At 40.9% G+C, this 13,985-nt stretch carries 16 protein-coding genes and 1 tRNA gene; 9 read left to right on the top strand and 8 right to left on the bottom strand.

The annotated features are described in order from the left end of the window. A partial coding sequence (locus PWQ49_RS06000) for an S-layer protein domain-containing protein (protein ID WP_300608971.1) occupies positions 1–1,291 on the top strand: 1,291 nt, incomplete at its 5' end. A gap of 246 nt (positions 1,292–1,537) precedes the next feature. On the opposite strand, the gene PWQ49_RS05995 is transcribed toward PWQ49_RS06000, so the two are convergent. Together PWQ49_RS05995 and PWQ49_RS05990 are read right to left on the bottom strand one after the other, a co-directional pair. Beyond that, positions 1,538–1,615: transfer RNA gene (locus PWQ49_RS05995), tRNA-Arg, on the bottom strand. Between the two features lie 439 nt (positions 1,616–2,054). Further along, positions 2,055–3,530, bottom strand: coding sequence for a cobyric acid synthase (locus PWQ49_RS05990; protein WP_300608969.1), 1,476 nt, complete (start codon positions 3,528–3,530; stop codon positions 2,055–2,057). Between the two features lie 84 nt (positions 3,531–3,614). Between PWQ49_RS05990 and cbiT the strand changes: the two genes are divergently transcribed. From cbiT to PWQ49_RS05955, 7 genes are read left to right on the top strand one after another with little or no spacing between them, the layout of a single operon-like run. After that, a complete protein-coding gene (gene cbiT / locus PWQ49_RS05985; protein ID WP_300608967.1) occupies positions 3,615–4,190 on the top strand; it encodes a precorrin-6Y C5,15-methyltransferase (decarboxylating) subunit CbiT in 576 nt (191 codons plus the stop codon). Then, positions 4,184–4,795 (top strand): cobalt-factor II C(20)-methyltransferase, encoded by a 612-nt coding sequence (locus PWQ49_RS05980; protein ID WP_300608966.1) that lies wholly within the window; start codon positions 4,184–4,186, stop codon positions 4,793–4,795. The genes cbiT and PWQ49_RS05980 overlap by 7 nt, the downstream gene beginning before the upstream one ends. 15 nt (positions 4,796–4,810) lie before the next feature. After that, positions 4,811–5,539, top strand: a complete 729-nt coding sequence (locus PWQ49_RS05975; protein ID WP_300608964.1) for a cobalt-precorrin-4/precorrin-4 C(11)-methyltransferase — start codon at positions 4,811–4,813, stop codon at positions 5,537–5,539. Next, positions 5,536–6,060 (top strand): cobalamin biosynthesis protein CbiG, encoded by a 525-nt coding sequence (locus tag PWQ49_RS05970; protein WP_300608962.1) that lies wholly within the window; start codon positions 5,536–5,538, stop codon positions 6,058–6,060. The genes PWQ49_RS05975 and PWQ49_RS05970 overlap by 4 nt, the downstream gene beginning before the upstream one ends. Beyond that, positions 6,057–6,410 (top strand): cobalamin biosynthesis protein, encoded by a 354-nt coding sequence (locus PWQ49_RS05965; protein WP_300608960.1) that lies wholly within the window; start codon positions 6,057–6,059, stop codon positions 6,408–6,410. Before PWQ49_RS05970 ends, PWQ49_RS05965 begins: the two co-directional genes overlap by 4 nt. Continuing rightward, positions 6,394–7,170, top strand: coding sequence for a precorrin-3B C(17)-methyltransferase (gene cobJ, locus PWQ49_RS05960; protein WP_300608958.1), 777 nt, complete (start codon positions 6,394–6,396; stop codon positions 7,168–7,170). Before PWQ49_RS05965 ends, cobJ begins: the two co-directional genes overlap by 17 nt. Beyond that, positions 7,160–7,864, top strand: coding sequence for a precorrin-8X methylmutase (locus tag PWQ49_RS05955; RefSeq protein WP_300608957.1), 705 nt, complete (start codon positions 7,160–7,162; stop codon positions 7,862–7,864). Before cobJ ends, PWQ49_RS05955 begins: the two co-directional genes overlap by 11 nt. On the opposite strand, the gene PWQ49_RS05950 is transcribed toward PWQ49_RS05955, so the two are convergent. The 6 genes from PWQ49_RS05950 to PWQ49_RS05925 form a co-directional block, all read right to left on the bottom strand. Beyond that, positions 7,865–8,479: a cytochrome c biogenesis CcdA family protein gene (locus PWQ49_RS05950; protein WP_300608983.1), complete on the bottom strand. Its 615-nt coding sequence runs from the start codon at positions 8,477–8,479 to the stop codon at positions 7,865–7,867. It abuts the gene before it with no gap. A 36-nt stretch (positions 8,480–8,515) separates the two neighbouring features. Next, positions 8,516–9,019, bottom strand: a complete 504-nt coding sequence (locus PWQ49_RS05945) for a thioredoxin family protein (protein WP_300608955.1) — start codon at positions 9,017–9,019, stop codon at positions 8,516–8,518. Positions 9,020–9,111: 92 nt separating this feature from the next. Further along, the gene (locus PWQ49_RS05940; RefSeq protein WP_300608953.1) at positions 9,112–9,789 is read right to left on the bottom strand and encodes a 2,5-diamino-6-(ribosylamino)-4(3H)-pyrimidinone 5'-phosphate reductase; all 678 of its coding nucleotides are present in this window, start codon (positions 9,787–9,789) and stop codon (positions 9,112–9,114) included. 16 nt (positions 9,790–9,805) lie between these two features. Next, positions 9,806–10,663, bottom strand: coding sequence for a CBS domain-containing protein (locus PWQ49_RS05935; RefSeq protein ID WP_300608951.1), 858 nt, complete (start codon positions 10,661–10,663; stop codon positions 9,806–9,808). 20 nt (positions 10,664–10,683) lie between these two features. Beyond that, positions 10,684–11,142: a universal stress protein gene (locus PWQ49_RS05930; RefSeq protein WP_300608949.1), complete on the bottom strand. Its 459-nt coding sequence runs from the start codon at positions 11,140–11,142 to the stop codon at positions 10,684–10,686. A 27-nt stretch (positions 11,143–11,169) separates the two neighbouring features. Next, positions 11,170–12,285, bottom strand: a complete 1,116-nt coding sequence (locus PWQ49_RS05925; RefSeq protein ID WP_300608947.1) for an amidohydrolase family protein — start codon at positions 12,283–12,285, stop codon at positions 11,170–11,172. A gap of 426 nt (positions 12,286–12,711) precedes the next feature. Between PWQ49_RS05925 and hisS the strand changes: the two genes are divergently transcribed. Then, positions 12,712–13,944 carry a histidine--tRNA ligase gene (gene hisS, locus PWQ49_RS05920; protein ID WP_300608945.1) on the top strand — a complete coding sequence of 411 codons (1,233 nt, stop codon included), beginning with the start codon at positions 12,712–12,714 and terminating at the stop codon, positions 13,942–13,944. Positions 13,945–13,985 lie beyond the last annotated feature (41 nt).

Raw genomic sequence — 13,985 nt, 5'->3', positions numbered from 1 at the left:
AGATAGCGACATCTTGTCTGCTGACGAGACTTATGTTTACGAGAAAGATCTTGGAAGTGTCGATGACGTACCGTTAATAGCGGTACACTTTGATCAAGTGTTTAGTGGTACTGAAACAACTGCTGTGTTTGTTAAGGGTATCTTCCAGATTTCCGATGATTTCGTTGAAATCGATGATGGTGACGAATTCGGGATGATGGAAATTACCAAAGTTAATGATGATAAAATTGTGATGGAAAACAATGACGATATCGATCTCGACGAAGGTGATACCATTGACATCATGGGTGACATACAGATCAAGGTCGCCGATTCCAGTACACTGAGGTATTACCCATTCATTGAAGTGGAAACAAAGCCATCTGAATCCCTTGACCTGAACATTGAACCTGAAACAGTGCTTGAAAACGATGAGGTTCTCTTCACTGTAACTTCCCGCGGATCCGCAGTAAAGGATGTCGTCATCCTTGTCGATGGTGTTGAAATTGGAGAGACTGACAGGGAAGGAACGTTTGAGTATGAGTTTGATGATGCAGGTACATACACCATAACTGCCGAAAAGGAAGGTTTCGTTTCAGATGAAGGTGAAGTAGAGGTTATATCGCCTGAGGACGAAAGCAAGAAGATAACAATAGAAGTCTCACCCGAGGAGATCTTTGAGGGAACTCCAATAACAATATCGGTTCTCAAGGCGATTGGTTCTGAACCAATTGAGGGAGCAGAAGTTTATTTTGATAGTACGTTACTCGGTGAAACCGATGATGACGGCACTATAAGTTATACTCCAAAAGAACCGGGAATACACAAAATAAAGGCTACGATTTCAGGGTTGCTTGATTCTGAACTGATCATTCAGGTGCAGGAACTCGCTGCTAATTTCGTCTTCAGTGACTTCCAGATTTCTTCCAACCCCGCGAAGGTCAACAAAGAAGTAACTGTTTCCCTTTATGCTGTAAATAATGGTTCTGCTGAGGGTAGCTACACCGTCGAACTTTATGTGAACAATGAAGTTATGGACAGCGAAGAAATCACTCTTGCAGTAAATAATTCCACAAAAGTTGAATTGAGCTTTACTCCTGAAGCTGAAGGTACGTACCTTGTTGAAGCAGGTGGTTTCTCAGAAACCCTTGAGGTTGAGAAAGGAATTAGTCTGATCTGGTACGCCGCTGGTGCAGGTGCACTTGCAATTGCCGGAGGGGCAATCTACCTCTTCACTCAGGGAGGTGGTGCTGCAGGACTTAATGGAGCTATTGAATCTATAAAGGAAATGATCAGCGGACTGAGAAAATAAACTAAATGCGAGACTGATGTTTGTGCCCCAAGGGGCACAACAAAATTTTTTGGGGTAATTAATCATAGCTATGTTTATTACAAAGGCTTAGATTTATGCATGACTTGACTCTGGTAAAAGTGATTGGTTGAAACACATCATCTGGGAATATCAGGGATGTCAGTGAATCCGAAAAAAGCAGTACATTTACTTTTACAGTGACACTTCACCAGAAATTATCTAAATTTCTTTTATACAAAAAAGTTATGGCGGGCGTGAAGGGATTTGAACCCCTGATTTACAGCTTAGGAGGCTGCCGCCATATCCTGGCTAGGCCACACGCCCATATATAGCACTCCTGAATGGTTAATCATAGTTTTAAATTTATTGGTTGAAAAGGTATTTGAAGCCAGTTATTTTTTACTCTAAACCGGACATTCTATATCGATTTAAAATCTCTTTTGAGAAGCAATTTTTACCAAACCTGTTCTAACACTACAGTCAATAACTGATAGGATAATAGCTGATAACCGCAAGATCATCAATGTTTGTTTTATTACAAGGTGTATATGGAAAGATATGCCAAATGTTTATGGATCACCACTAATGGATAGTATTTAGAAGATTAGCAAGCTGATATGAAAAGCTCAATGTATTTTTCAAGGAATTGCTGGATATTGCTTGTTTCATGTTACTGAAAAAAAGTAGAAAAAAGTAGAAAAAGTAGGAAAAGTAGGAAACATGTTCACACATAACTATTGTTAATTACCAAATTCAAATAACTTTATGCAGGAGGTTCCAATGAAAGGATATCATATATCTGTTCCAAGTCAAGGTGTGTGCGTAAAATGTCTGCAAGATCTTCATATGGATCGGATTCTATATCTTCCTCTTCAAACTGAAGGCCTTTCTTGCTTATGATATAAGAAATAAACGCTTTCCTGACGTTCCTGTTTGCAAACAAACCATGAAGGTAAGTTCCAACAACCATTCCATCGCTACCGATACAGCCATCATCACCAAATACCGGGGATCTGGAACTTGAAGCACCCATGTGAATTTCATAACCATGGACTTCTTCACCACAAATTGAATCAAAGAGTGGACTGCCAGAGTTTACCCGCTTTGTTACCTGCTCAGTGGTCTTACGATACTCATCAAAAACCGTTTCGATGTCAAGCAATCCCAAACCTTCATAGACTGCATCTTTATCACCCTCTATACCGGCATCCTTGATGATCTTTCCGAGCATCTGATAGCCTCCACAAATACCTATAACCGGTATTTTTCCATGAAGTGCTTTGATTTGAGTTGACATGCCGCTTGAGTGGAGATCCAGAAGATCACTTATTGTGTTTTTGGTTCCTGGTATGATTACGGCATCAGGGGCACCCAGAGATTCATCCAAATCCACGTATCTAACGTTTGCGATACGCTCCAGTGGCTCAAAATCGGTGAAGTTAGAAATATGTGGAAGCCTTATGACTGCAACATCCACATCATACTGTTTTTCCCGTGAATCTGTCTTGTCATCAATTGATACTGAGTCTTCAGAGGGGATTCCAAGCTTGGAATAGGGGAGAACGCCTAAAACCGGAATAGCTGTTAATTTTTCAAGTTTCTCAATACCCGGTCTGAGAATGGCTTCGTCTCCCCGGAACTTGTTTATTATGAAACCTTTAACTTGTTTTCTTACATCTTCTGGAAGTAATGCTATGGTTCCGTACAGGCTTGCAAATACACCACCTCTCTCGATATCACCCACAAGAATTATAGGGGCTTGTGTAAGCCGGGCTGAACCAATATTCACAATATCTCTATCATAAAGATTTATTTCTGCTGCGCCGCCGGCACCCTCCATGATTATGAGTTCATAATCATTCCCTAGTCTGTTAAGTGAACCCTTTAGCACATCATGCATCTCATGAATAGAATCATAATATGAACCCGCACTCCTATCGGCAAACGGTTCTCCGAGAACAACAACCTGAGATAGCCTGTCACCTTTTGGTTTCAAGAGAACAGGATTCATATCAGCAGTCGGGTCTATACGTGCAGCTTTTGCCTGAATTGCCTGTGCAATCCCGATCTCTTTCCCATCTTTTGTAATCCAGGAATTAAGACTCATGTTCTGAGCTTTAAAGGGAGCAACTCTATATTTTTCAGAAAAAATCCGGCAAAGGCCCGTAACTATTGCACTTTTGCCAACATGGGATGCGGTCCCAAGAATCAATAAATATTTAGGAAATGTATCAGCCATATTTTACAACAACCTTTTATGCAGCAAGGTTATTATGTATCTGCTATATCTAATTAACTCCAATAAACTGGACTTGGGAAAACGATGCCAGAACTATTACATGTAAGCGGCGGCCCAACAAAGCCTGAGATAATTGCGATTTCATTATCTAAACTGAAATTGCGAGATGGATGTAATTTCTATGATGTCGGATGCGGGACCGGCGCCGTATCCATTGAAGCATCAAAAATAACAAGGAATCTGCGTATAACAGCTATTGATGCACGGCAGGAAGCAATTGAAGTTGCCAGGAAGAATTTTGAGAACTTCAATCTCGAAGATGTTAATCTGATCCATGGAGAATCATCTGCTGTTCTCAAAGAAATTCCCAAAAATGAAACAATAGACTACGCATTTGTTGGCGGAACAAAAAACATCGATTTAATTCTTGAAGCCCTTGTCGAGAAAAAAGTAAAAGCATTTGTAATTAATGCTGTAAGAATCGAAACTGTTGTTCGTGCAATGGAAAAGATGAAAGAACTTGATGTTTTTGAAGAACTGGTTAATGTATCTATTTCGCACAGTTACCCTATTACAGGAGAAACAATGTTAAAACCTGAAAATCCTGTGTTTATACTTGTTGGAAGAAATCATATTGAGAATGGTGATGAGAAATGTTGATAGGTGTTGGACTTGGACCCGGATCCCCGGATCTCCTTACTTTAAGAGCAGTTGAAGTACTCAAAAGCAGTGACAAAGTTTATGTTCCAGGCAGAATGGCCGAAGAACTGGTGAAACCCTATGCACATGCGGAAATACTTGATTTTCCGATGCTTACTGATTATGATGTCCTTAACGAAGTATGGAAAAAAAATGCAGAACTTCTCGCAGATGAAGCACTAAAAGGCAATGTCGCTTTCGGACTTATAGGGGATCCTAACTTCTTTTCTACCTTTACACATCTGAAACGTGTCATGAAAAAATATTACCCTGATGTTGAAACCATGACCGTGCCCGGAATTAGCTCCATTACATCATTTGCCTCAAGGACCGGATCAGAAGTTGATTCAAGTTTTGAAGTCAGTGACGGATCTGAGAAAAAATATGCTATACGGCTTAAAGCCAGATCTCCGCAGGAAATTGCAAAAGAATTAAGTGAGGAAGGGTATACTGATTTCATATTTGCAGAGAGGCTGTTTTCCGAAAATGAAAACATTATCAAAGGTATTGAAAACTTTCCAGAGAAAGGAAATTATTTCAGCATTGTATATGCAAGTAAAAAATAAGCGGGAATGATACTAATGGATAAAGTAATCACTTTTGTAGGGGCAGGACCCGGAAATCCAAAGCTCATAACTCTTCTCGGCAAGGAAAAGCTGGAAGAAGCAGACCTTGTAGTCTATGCAGGTTCTCTGGTAAACCCTGAAGTCCTCAATTACTCAAAGGGAGAGAAAATAGACAGTTACGGACTCACCCTTGATGAAATTACAAAAATAATGGCAGATGCTGTCAATGAGGGCAAGAAGGTCGTAAGGTTGCACAGCGGAGACCCTTCGCTGTACGGTTCCGTCATAGAACAAATGGAAGAACTGAAAAAATATGATATAAGAGTGGAAAGGGTACCGGGAGTTTCTTCGGTATTTGCAGTCGCTGCCGCCCTTAACACACAATTGACTCTTAACGGTGTTTCTGATTCACTGATAATTACCCGTCCAGCAGGAAAAACTCTTGATAAGGACTGGATAAAGGAACTTTCAGCCCACGGGCAGACGATGGCCATTTTCCTTGGTACACAGAAGATTGAAACAATTATGGAAACAGTCCAATGTCCAAAAGATACACCTGTAGCCGTCGTATTCCATGCTTCGTGGGAAGATGAAACTGTTATTTACGGAACTGTAGCAGATATAGCGCAGAAAGTGAAGGATGCCGGGATCAAAAGATCCGCTATGATTGTTATTGGTGGTGTTGTTGACCCGAAAAACTACAGGAGGTCACACCTATACGGAGTTCCACAGGAACCGTTGTGATTACGTTTGAACGCAACCTTGAAAATGCAAAAAAGATTGCGTCACACATCGGTGCTGACATCCTGATCTACAAGAAAGGCATTTTTGAAGAAGTATTTGCCAGATATAGTGGCATTGTTGCCATGTTTGCGACGGGAATTGTAGTCAGGGAGATAGCTCCCCTTTTAGACAATAAGTGGAATGACCCCGCTGTTGTTGTAGTTGATTCTGCACTTAATTTTGCAATCCCGCTTCTTGGAGGGCATCATGGTGCCAATAATCTTGTTAGGAAAATTGCGGAAATCGGTCCCATTCCGGTAGTAACGACTGCAACGGAAGTCCATGGGCGCAATTCCGTGGAAGGAATTGCTAAAAAGCTTGGATGTGACATCGTAAACAAAGAGTCTACACTTGAAGTGAACTGTGCCCTTCTTGATGAGGACGTAGAAGTCCTGAGACTTAAGGGACCTAAAATTATCATAGTGGAAAATAACGTATCTGTACTAAAAGCAGAAGATACAAAGCAAAAGGAAAAAGAATGATAGTCGGAGTTGGAGCACGTCGCGGAGTTGATGCAAGCGAGGTAATAGAAGCTATCGAACGTGCCCTTGAGGAAATAGGGGCTACATTGAAAGACGTAAATGGACTTGCATCCGCAGATATAAAAAAAGATGAAAAAGGGCTTATTGAAGCTTCTGAGATACTTGGAATTCCGATTAATTTCATATCCCATGATGAAGTAAACAGCTGTGACGTACCTTCAATATCCCAGGCCAGTAGGTTTGGGCTCAAGGGTGTTGCAGAGCCCAGTGCAATAATATTATCAGATAAAAAAGAACTCATAATGAAGAAAAAAGCATACGGAAGGGTTACAATTGCAATCGCAGAATAAAGGAAAATTATACATTATCGGAATTGGGCCCGGTTCTGTGGAACAGATGACAGTAGCTGCAAGGGATGCAATACTCAATTCAGAATATGTTGTCGGTAACGGGACCTACCTAGATCAGATTAAGAGCCTGCTTGACGGACAGGAAATTATCCGCAGCTATATGGGAAAGGAAGTTGATAGGGCTAAAAAGGCTGTAAAACTTGCTACTGAAAATGTTGTGGCAATGGTCAGTGGAGGAGATGCAAACGTCTACGGCATGGCAGGACTTGTACTAGAAGTTGCTGAGCATCAGGATCTCGATGTGGATATAGAAGTGCTACCCGGAGTTACAGCAATTACAGCAGGGGCGAGTGTTCTCGGTGCACCCATTGTAAATGATTTTGCAGTTATCAGTCTTAGCGACCTTCTTACTCCATGGGAACTTATTGAAAAGAGACTCAAAGCGGCTTCTGAAGCTGATTTTATTATTGCGCTCTATAACCCGAAGAGCCGCCAGAGAAACTCTAACTTCAGGAAAGCTATTGAAATAATCAGCCAGCACAGGGATGGATCTGCTCCGGTAGGACTTGTCAAGAATGCACTCCGTGGAGATTCACAGGAATACAAGGTCACAAGACTTAGAGATGTCCTTGACTATGATGAATGGGTTGATATGAGAACCATGATCCTTGTTTCTACTAAGAATTCCAGAATTTGGAACCAGAGAGGGATCGAAAGAATTATCACTCCACGGGGGTATCAAAATAAATATGACTACTGAATCAAAAAAACCTGAACTTGAAGATCTTATTGAATTCACCACTGAGATCAAACCGGAACTCATTGAAGCCTGTAAGGATTCAGGTGCCCGAACTGATGAAGCAAAAGCAATCTATATGACCAGTCGCAGAATTGCAGAAGAAGTCGTCGGTGACAATTCCCCCGAAGGCCGCATAAGGATGCGATGCATGATCTCCACAGGAGATCCGCAGGTTGCCGATATTATGCGGTTCAAGAATAATCCAGTTGATGCAGGTGTTAAAGCTATTTGCAATGGCGCCCCTATTTTTGTTGACATCAACATGGTGAAAGCCGGTATTACAAAGAAGGGACACAATTGTCCTATAATATGTGTTCTTGATGAAGATAAGGATGCAGAAGTCGCACATAAGTATGGCATTACCCGTACAGCCGCCGGTTTCCTGATGGTCAGAGACCAGCTTGAAGGCAGTATTGTAGCTATTGGGAATGCACCCTCTGCTGCATTGGCAGTCTGCAGGATGGTAGAACATGGAATTCGTCCGGCCCTTATTGTAGGAACTCCTGTCGGGTTTGTTAACGCTGCCGAGTCAAAGGAAGAAATCCGCAAACTTGACATTCCTTCAGTGACCTGTGAAGGGACGCGTGGTGGAACTCCCATGGCCGTAGCCACTGTGAACGAAATTATTGCAATTGCTAATGAAAGAACTTTGTGATCAAAATAAAACCAGAGGACTGTCAAACAGCATCCATGCACCTGCTGCAATAAGAAGTCCTCCACCTATTTTCCTTATTGGTGCATGAAATTTACCTATTTCGTTCATTTCCAGAACAAAATGTGATGAATAAGCAATTGCAAGCATGGGACTTGCAAATCCAAGATAATAAATCAGGAGCATTTGTATTCCGTATACAACATTCGCTTCAAGTGCGACTGTTGTAAGAACAGCACCCAGAATTGGGCCTATACATGGAATCCAGAGTATCCCAAGAGACATACCTAAAAGGAAACTTCCAATAACTCCTTTTTCATTTATGGGAAGAAGAGAAGATATGCTGGAATTAATTGTAAATAACTCGATATTTCTGATCATAACTATTCCAAAAGCTATGATCAAAAGCCCTGCAACTATTTTCAAAAACGGAATGTAAAGTTGTAAGACAAAACCAAACGCAGAAGTTGCCACACCCATTGCAATAAAAGTTATTCCAAGACCCACAATAAGTGCAAGGGGCCGGAACCTACCTGATTCGGAGGAATTTGCCAGAATTACTGGCAATAGAGGCAATACACATGGTGAAATGATACTCATAATTCCTGCAACAAAAATGGCAAAAGGAGTTACATCCGAAATGCTATCAGCCCCTCAGGATATATTATGAACCACAGTTCCGCTTTTTCTGTAGTCAATTGACATATCAAGAATCGATGATAGAGCATCCGCATCTGTTAGACCGATCGCTCGTGAAGTCAGACGATCAGTACTTACATTGCCATCATAGCCCATATAAAGAAACTGTCCATCTTCTTCCATGACAATTACGCTGGTATCCGGAATCAAATAAACTCCGAAAGTACCTGCAAGTCGGGGATGTTCATCAACATCTATGTGCACGAAATAAACCGATTCAATGTATTTGTTTTCAAGATATCCAAGTACAATATCCTGTTGCTGGCATGCTCCACATGAATCCGAGCCAAAAGTTATCAAAACAGGTTTTTCCTGTAGTTTGGTGCTAATATCCTCCAGAACTTCTGTTGAATCTTCTCCGTACTGTGGGAGAAAACTCTTCGGAAAAATATTGCAACTGGAAAAGGCAACTACCAGTAGTATAAAAAGTAAAAAAATTAACTCTGTTTTGTGTTCCATTTCAGATCAATCCAGTGAGATATTGAGGGATATATTTAGATATAAATGTTGTGGGTTGTTTGTACAAAACCGTACACATGTTTCTCGGAAATTTATTGTTTTATTTTCCATCTCAAAAGAATTCCATCCTCAATAACTTCTGAATCAAGTAATTCAAGCTTCTGAAGCTGTGTTTCTGAAAATCCATCCCCGTCAATCAAAGATGGAGCGTTTGAACCACCAATTATAATATTACCTACAAATGTGTAAATCTCATCAACAAGACCATTGCTGACCAGACCCCAATTAAGGGTTGCACCGCCTTCAACCATTAATCTATTTATTCCCATTTCCTGAAGAATGGACATTAAAGATACAAGATCAACCTTTTCCTCACCAGTCATTATGACAGTGGCTTTTGTTCGCAAGAGTTGCACTTTATCAAATGAAGCCGCATTTGAAACCGCAACTATACGCAATCCTTCGCCTTTGCGGAAAATATCTGCATCCAGTGGGATTCGGGCCTTGCTGTCAACTACAATACGTGTAGGGTTTTCATCTAAACCCCGTGCTTTCCGGGAATTTCGACGTTCTTCCGATTTTACAGTCAGGCTTGGATCGTCTGAGAGAACAGTACCTATCCCAACCATTATAGCATCAGAAGATGCACGCAACTCGTCCATCCTATCAAAGTCTCTATCACCGGATATCCTGATCTGCCTTCTCTCCTTGGTGGAAAGCTTACCATCCGCAGAGATGGCAGCATTAATAAACGTGAAAGGGCGGTTCATGAATACCCTTCCTAAATCAGTTTTCAAGCAGAGCCTTTAAAAGATAACGATCCCTGAGTAAACCGATGAATTTTCCATTTGCATTCATTACAGGAACTTGATCAACATTATTTCGTTTCATCCTGAGAGCACATTCACTAACACTCATATTGACAGATGCTCCGATTATGTCCCTAACCATGAATTCACTAACAGGTATTTCAGGAACTTTTATCTTGGAAACACTGTAGTAGATGCTCAGGGTATCCCGCATTGATTCCCATGTCCATTCATCATCATCAGATCCGGCAGAAAGATCAGAAACTTCTAATGTATCTTCAATAACGCTGGCACTGATAATATCACGATCTGAAATTATGCCAACAAGATCAAGATTTGAATCGATCACAGGCACAGCTTTTACGTTTGCAAGCTCCATATGGCGAGCAACAACATGCAGCGGAGTATTCTCCCAGACAGCTCCTGTTCCCTTTCTCTCAAGATAGTTGCCTATAGGATCATCGATGTCCAAAGAAGCCATGCTGCGAACAATATCAGCTACTGTGATCATACCTACCAGACGTCCGTCATCCACAACAACTGGCAACCTCCTGAAACCTGCCTCCAGAAGAATTCTGGCAGCTACTTTGATATTTTCATCTGGAGATACAACACGAGGATCACGAGTCATGAGGAGAGCCACTTGTTCTTCTTCAGGATTACTGAGTAGATTACTCCTGCTGACAATTCCGATAACCTTTTTATCCTTCAGTACAGGGACACCTGATACCTGTTTTTCTTTAAATATTGAAAGGACTTCATCACGTGATGCGGGTAAAGTAATAGACGCTACATCAGTAACCATAATGTCTTTTATTAATGTGCTTTCAGCCATAAAGAACCTCAATATCCGTATTATTTTTCTTCTACTGGGAAGTCACGCACAACCATTACCGGAACCTTGGAATTCCTTGTGACTTTTTCAGCCACACTTCCAAGAAGGAAACGATCAAAACCGCTTTTACCATGAGTACCCATTACAATTAAATCAATGTCATTATTTTCTGCAAATTCAATAATCTCGTGACTTGGATGTCCTTCAAGAACACGACTTTCCACATCAATGTTGTTTTCTTTTATCATATCAGATACAGTATCAGTGATTTCCCGGCCCTCTTTTTCAAGGAGTTCATACATCATTTCCCAACCTCCATCCATGGGAATGGACTCAAAGGAAGCAGTATCAACCACATATATCACATACACTTTTGCTTCGCTAAGCCTTGCAAGCTCAATACCATAATTAATTGCCCTCCGATTTTGCTCGGAACCATCGGTTGCAATCAAAATTTTCTTGTAGATTTCACTGCTCATCACTGACCACTCGCTTGTAAATGATCTTTAATTGTTAATTACTGAAAGAATATCATCTGGACGTGCCCTTCTGACGACTCCTGCTACAATATCCTGTATCCCCTGAAGATTATTCGATGCCCCATTAAGCACAATTATACCAGTGCTACATCCTTCTTTTATAGGGCCTATATCATTAAACCCCAGGTTTGAAGCACCATTAAGCGTACACATCTTAAATACTTGTCTGTCATTCAGCCTAAAAACTTTAGACAGAAACTCCATTTCAGAAAACATATTTACCGAATTTAGCATCACATTATCAGTTCCTACTGAAACGCTAATTCCTTCCGAGAGCATATCTTTAATGGGAGGCATTCCAACACCGGTAATAAAATTGGATCGTGGACACACAACTACGGGAATTGAACGTGAAGCCACAGTTCTGATATCATCCTTGCTAGCCTGAGTCAAATGAATAAGTAAATCTGGATCAAGTGAAAGTGCATCTTCCAGATCAATTCTGGATTTTTCAGCTGCATGAATTGCAAATATCTTCTTTTTGGATTTAGTTATCGAGGATGCCTGTTCAAGAAGTGCCATATCCATGTCGTCAGCACCGCTCATCCCAAGCCCGTCTGCTTCCTGCAGCAACATGGAAAGTTCATATTCCAGAGCTTCTGGAGATGTATTACACCCCGATGGACGACCTAAAATGCGATACCTTATACTGACATCCGAAAGTGCTTCTTTTATAGCAGCCACGCCCTTAACACCACTTTCTCGAAAATCTGCAAAAGCTGTAGTACCTGTTGCAAGCATATCCATAATTGATACGTGCATGGAAGAAACCAGGGATGAAAGGGAAGTTTGTGACAAAATTTGATGTTTTAGTCCATCCGGTGGCTTTACAAGGGCATCAAGATCAGGTTTTACAACAAAATTTTCACATTTCCCGAGGCATGGGTCCTTACACACGGAATCACCAATATGGGTATGTGAGTTTACAAATCCCGGAATCAGAATGTTGTCAGAATGGGTTTGCTCTTCCACTACTTCACGGATGACTCCGTCTCTTATGCAGACGTATCCCTGAAGAAGCGATAGCTCCTCTCCATATAGGATATTCCCATATATGACCTGTTCACAGGACTGAGGAGACATGCTGGCAATTATATTCTAATTAACTTTTAAATAGGTAATGCTCAAAAAAGTCAAACCTTTACATCTGCATTTTATTTTATTATACAAGTATTTGATTTTCAGGAGAATAAACATATTTATCAAGTAGAGGTTTGTAAGTTCAATACTTTCCATATGTGCCACAACATTCTTCCCGACCATGTATTCCTGCCAACTCCAACATCCGGGCACTTGAACAGCACTTTCAACCCATCATTGACAATAATTAAATCAAAAAATGCCATATAGAAGTCAATAGGCGTAATTATCATGGACATATGATGTAGAGGTTGTATATATTCTTCAAAGAGGAGAACTCATCACCCGAAACAGAAACAATAAAATACAGGAGACCTATAGTTCCATCCTGTATTATTGATTATAAAACCCTATTCCAGGTGCACAACAATGAAAATCAGCAAACCAAGAGGCACAAGGGATTTCCTTCCGGAAGATACCGCCCTTAGAAGGCATGTTGAAAGTATAATGAGACAGGTAGTTACTCATTGGGGATATCATGAGATTATCACCCCTACTTTTGAGCATCTGGATCTATTCACCCTCAAGTCCGGTGAAGGAATTATCGGGGAAATCTACAAATTTACCGACAAAGGAAACAGGGACTTATCCCTACGTCCTGAACTCACCGCACCTGTTATGAGGATGTATGTTAATGAGATGCAGGCAAGGCCCTTACCACTGAAATTATTCTATTTCGAAAATTGCTTCCGTTATGAAAGACCACAAAAAGGAAGATTCAGAGAATTCTGGCAATTCGGTGTAGAAGTTATCGGCAGTAAAAGCCCTCATGCTGATGCTGAAGTGATTGCTCTTGCAGAACAAATACTGGAATCAGTAGGTATAAAAGGAGATATCCATGTTGGTCACCTTGGCATTATACGTCACATACTCCGCGAACTGGAGGGTGAAAAACAAAATAAAATTATGCGGTTTGTGGATAAGAAGGATGACAAGGGACTCGATGAATACCTTGAAGCAATAAATGCCCCAATTGAACTTCGAGAACAAATTTTTGAATTGGTTAGTATTTCCGGCGAAAATGCAATTTCAAAGGCAAAAGAAATTGTCGGAGATTTACCGGAACTTGAAAGTTTTGAAAAACTGCTGAACTTGCTTGATGCATATGGAGTCAATTATTCAGTGGACTTTGGAATAGCACGTGGTCTCGATTATTATACCGGAATGGTCTTTGAGATATATGCCGAAGGTTTGGGTGCCCAAAACCAGGTTTGTGGTGGAGGGGCTTACCAGCTTATCCATTTGTTTGGCGGAGGTGATGTTCCATCCACAGGATTTGGGATTGGTTTTGACAGGATAATGGAAATTTGCAAGCTTCAACCAAAACCCATTCAGGAAGTTGTGGTGGTAGCTACTGATGACACTAGATCGGAAGCTATTGATATTGCAAGCCAGCTCAGGCAACATGTTCCTGTATACCTTGATATCATGGAAAGAAATTTCCGCAACCAGTTATCCCATGCAAATAACATGAAAGCTGATTATGTCGTGATTGTAGGTAAAAAGGAAGTTGAAGCCGGAAAAATCACACTAAAGGAAATGTCATCTGGAGAACAGGGACTTGTTACGCTGGAAGAAGCACTTGAACTAATTAAACGATAAAAACAAGGGCATAAAGTATATATTAGATGTTGCGATAACTA

This window comes from Methanohalophilus sp. (genome assembly GCF_030156785.1).
GTDB lineage: Archaea > Halobacteriota > Methanosarcinia > Methanosarcinales > Methanosarcinaceae > Methanohalophilus.
The sequence above is the reverse complement of the archived record's forward strand: the minus strand, read 5'-3'. Positions and strand labels throughout refer to the sequence as shown.

Excerpts from the sequence above, each read along its gene's own strand:
- PWQ49_RS05925 (WP_300608947.1), bottom strand. The coding sequence starts at position 12,285 with ATGTCTCCTCAGTCCTGTGAACAGGTCATATATGGGAATATCCTATAT.
- PWQ49_RS05980 (WP_300608966.1), top strand. The coding sequence starts at position 4,184 with ATGTTGATAGGTGTTGGACTTGGACCCGGATCCCCGGATCTCCTTACT.
- PWQ49_RS05945 (WP_300608955.1), bottom strand. The coding sequence starts at position 9,019 with ATGGAACACAAAACAGAGTTAATTTTTTTACTTTTTATACTACTGGTA.
- PWQ49_RS05930 (WP_300608949.1), bottom strand. The coding sequence starts at position 11,142 with ATGAGCAGTGAAATCTACAAGAAAATTTTGATTGCAACCGATGGTTCC.
- PWQ49_RS05940 (WP_300608953.1), bottom strand. The coding sequence starts at position 9,789 with ATGAACCGCCCTTTCACGTTTATTAATGCTGCCATCTCTGCGGATGGT.
- cbiT (WP_300608967.1), top strand. The coding sequence starts at position 3,615 with ATGCCAGAACTATTACATGTAAGCGGCGGCCCAACAAAGCCTGAGATA.
- PWQ49_RS05975 (WP_300608964.1), top strand. The coding sequence starts at position 4,811 with ATGGATAAAGTAATCACTTTTGTAGGGGCAGGACCCGGAAATCCAAAG.
- PWQ49_RS05965 (WP_300608960.1), top strand. The coding sequence starts at position 6,057 with ATGATAGTCGGAGTTGGAGCACGTCGCGGAGTTGATGCAAGCGAGGTA.
- PWQ49_RS05935 (WP_300608951.1), bottom strand. The coding sequence starts at position 10,663 with ATGGCTGAAAGCACATTAATAAAAGACATTATGGTTACTGATGTAGCG.
- PWQ49_RS05990 (WP_300608969.1), bottom strand. The coding sequence starts at position 3,530 with ATGGCTGATACATTTCCTAAATATTTATTGATTCTTGGGACCGCATCC.
- PWQ49_RS05955 (WP_300608957.1), top strand. The coding sequence starts at position 7,160 with ATGACTACTGAATCAAAAAAACCTGAACTTGAAGATCTTATTGAATTC.
- hisS (WP_300608945.1), top strand. The coding sequence starts at position 12,712 with ATGAAAATCAGCAAACCAAGAGGCACAAGGGATTTCCTTCCGGAAGAT.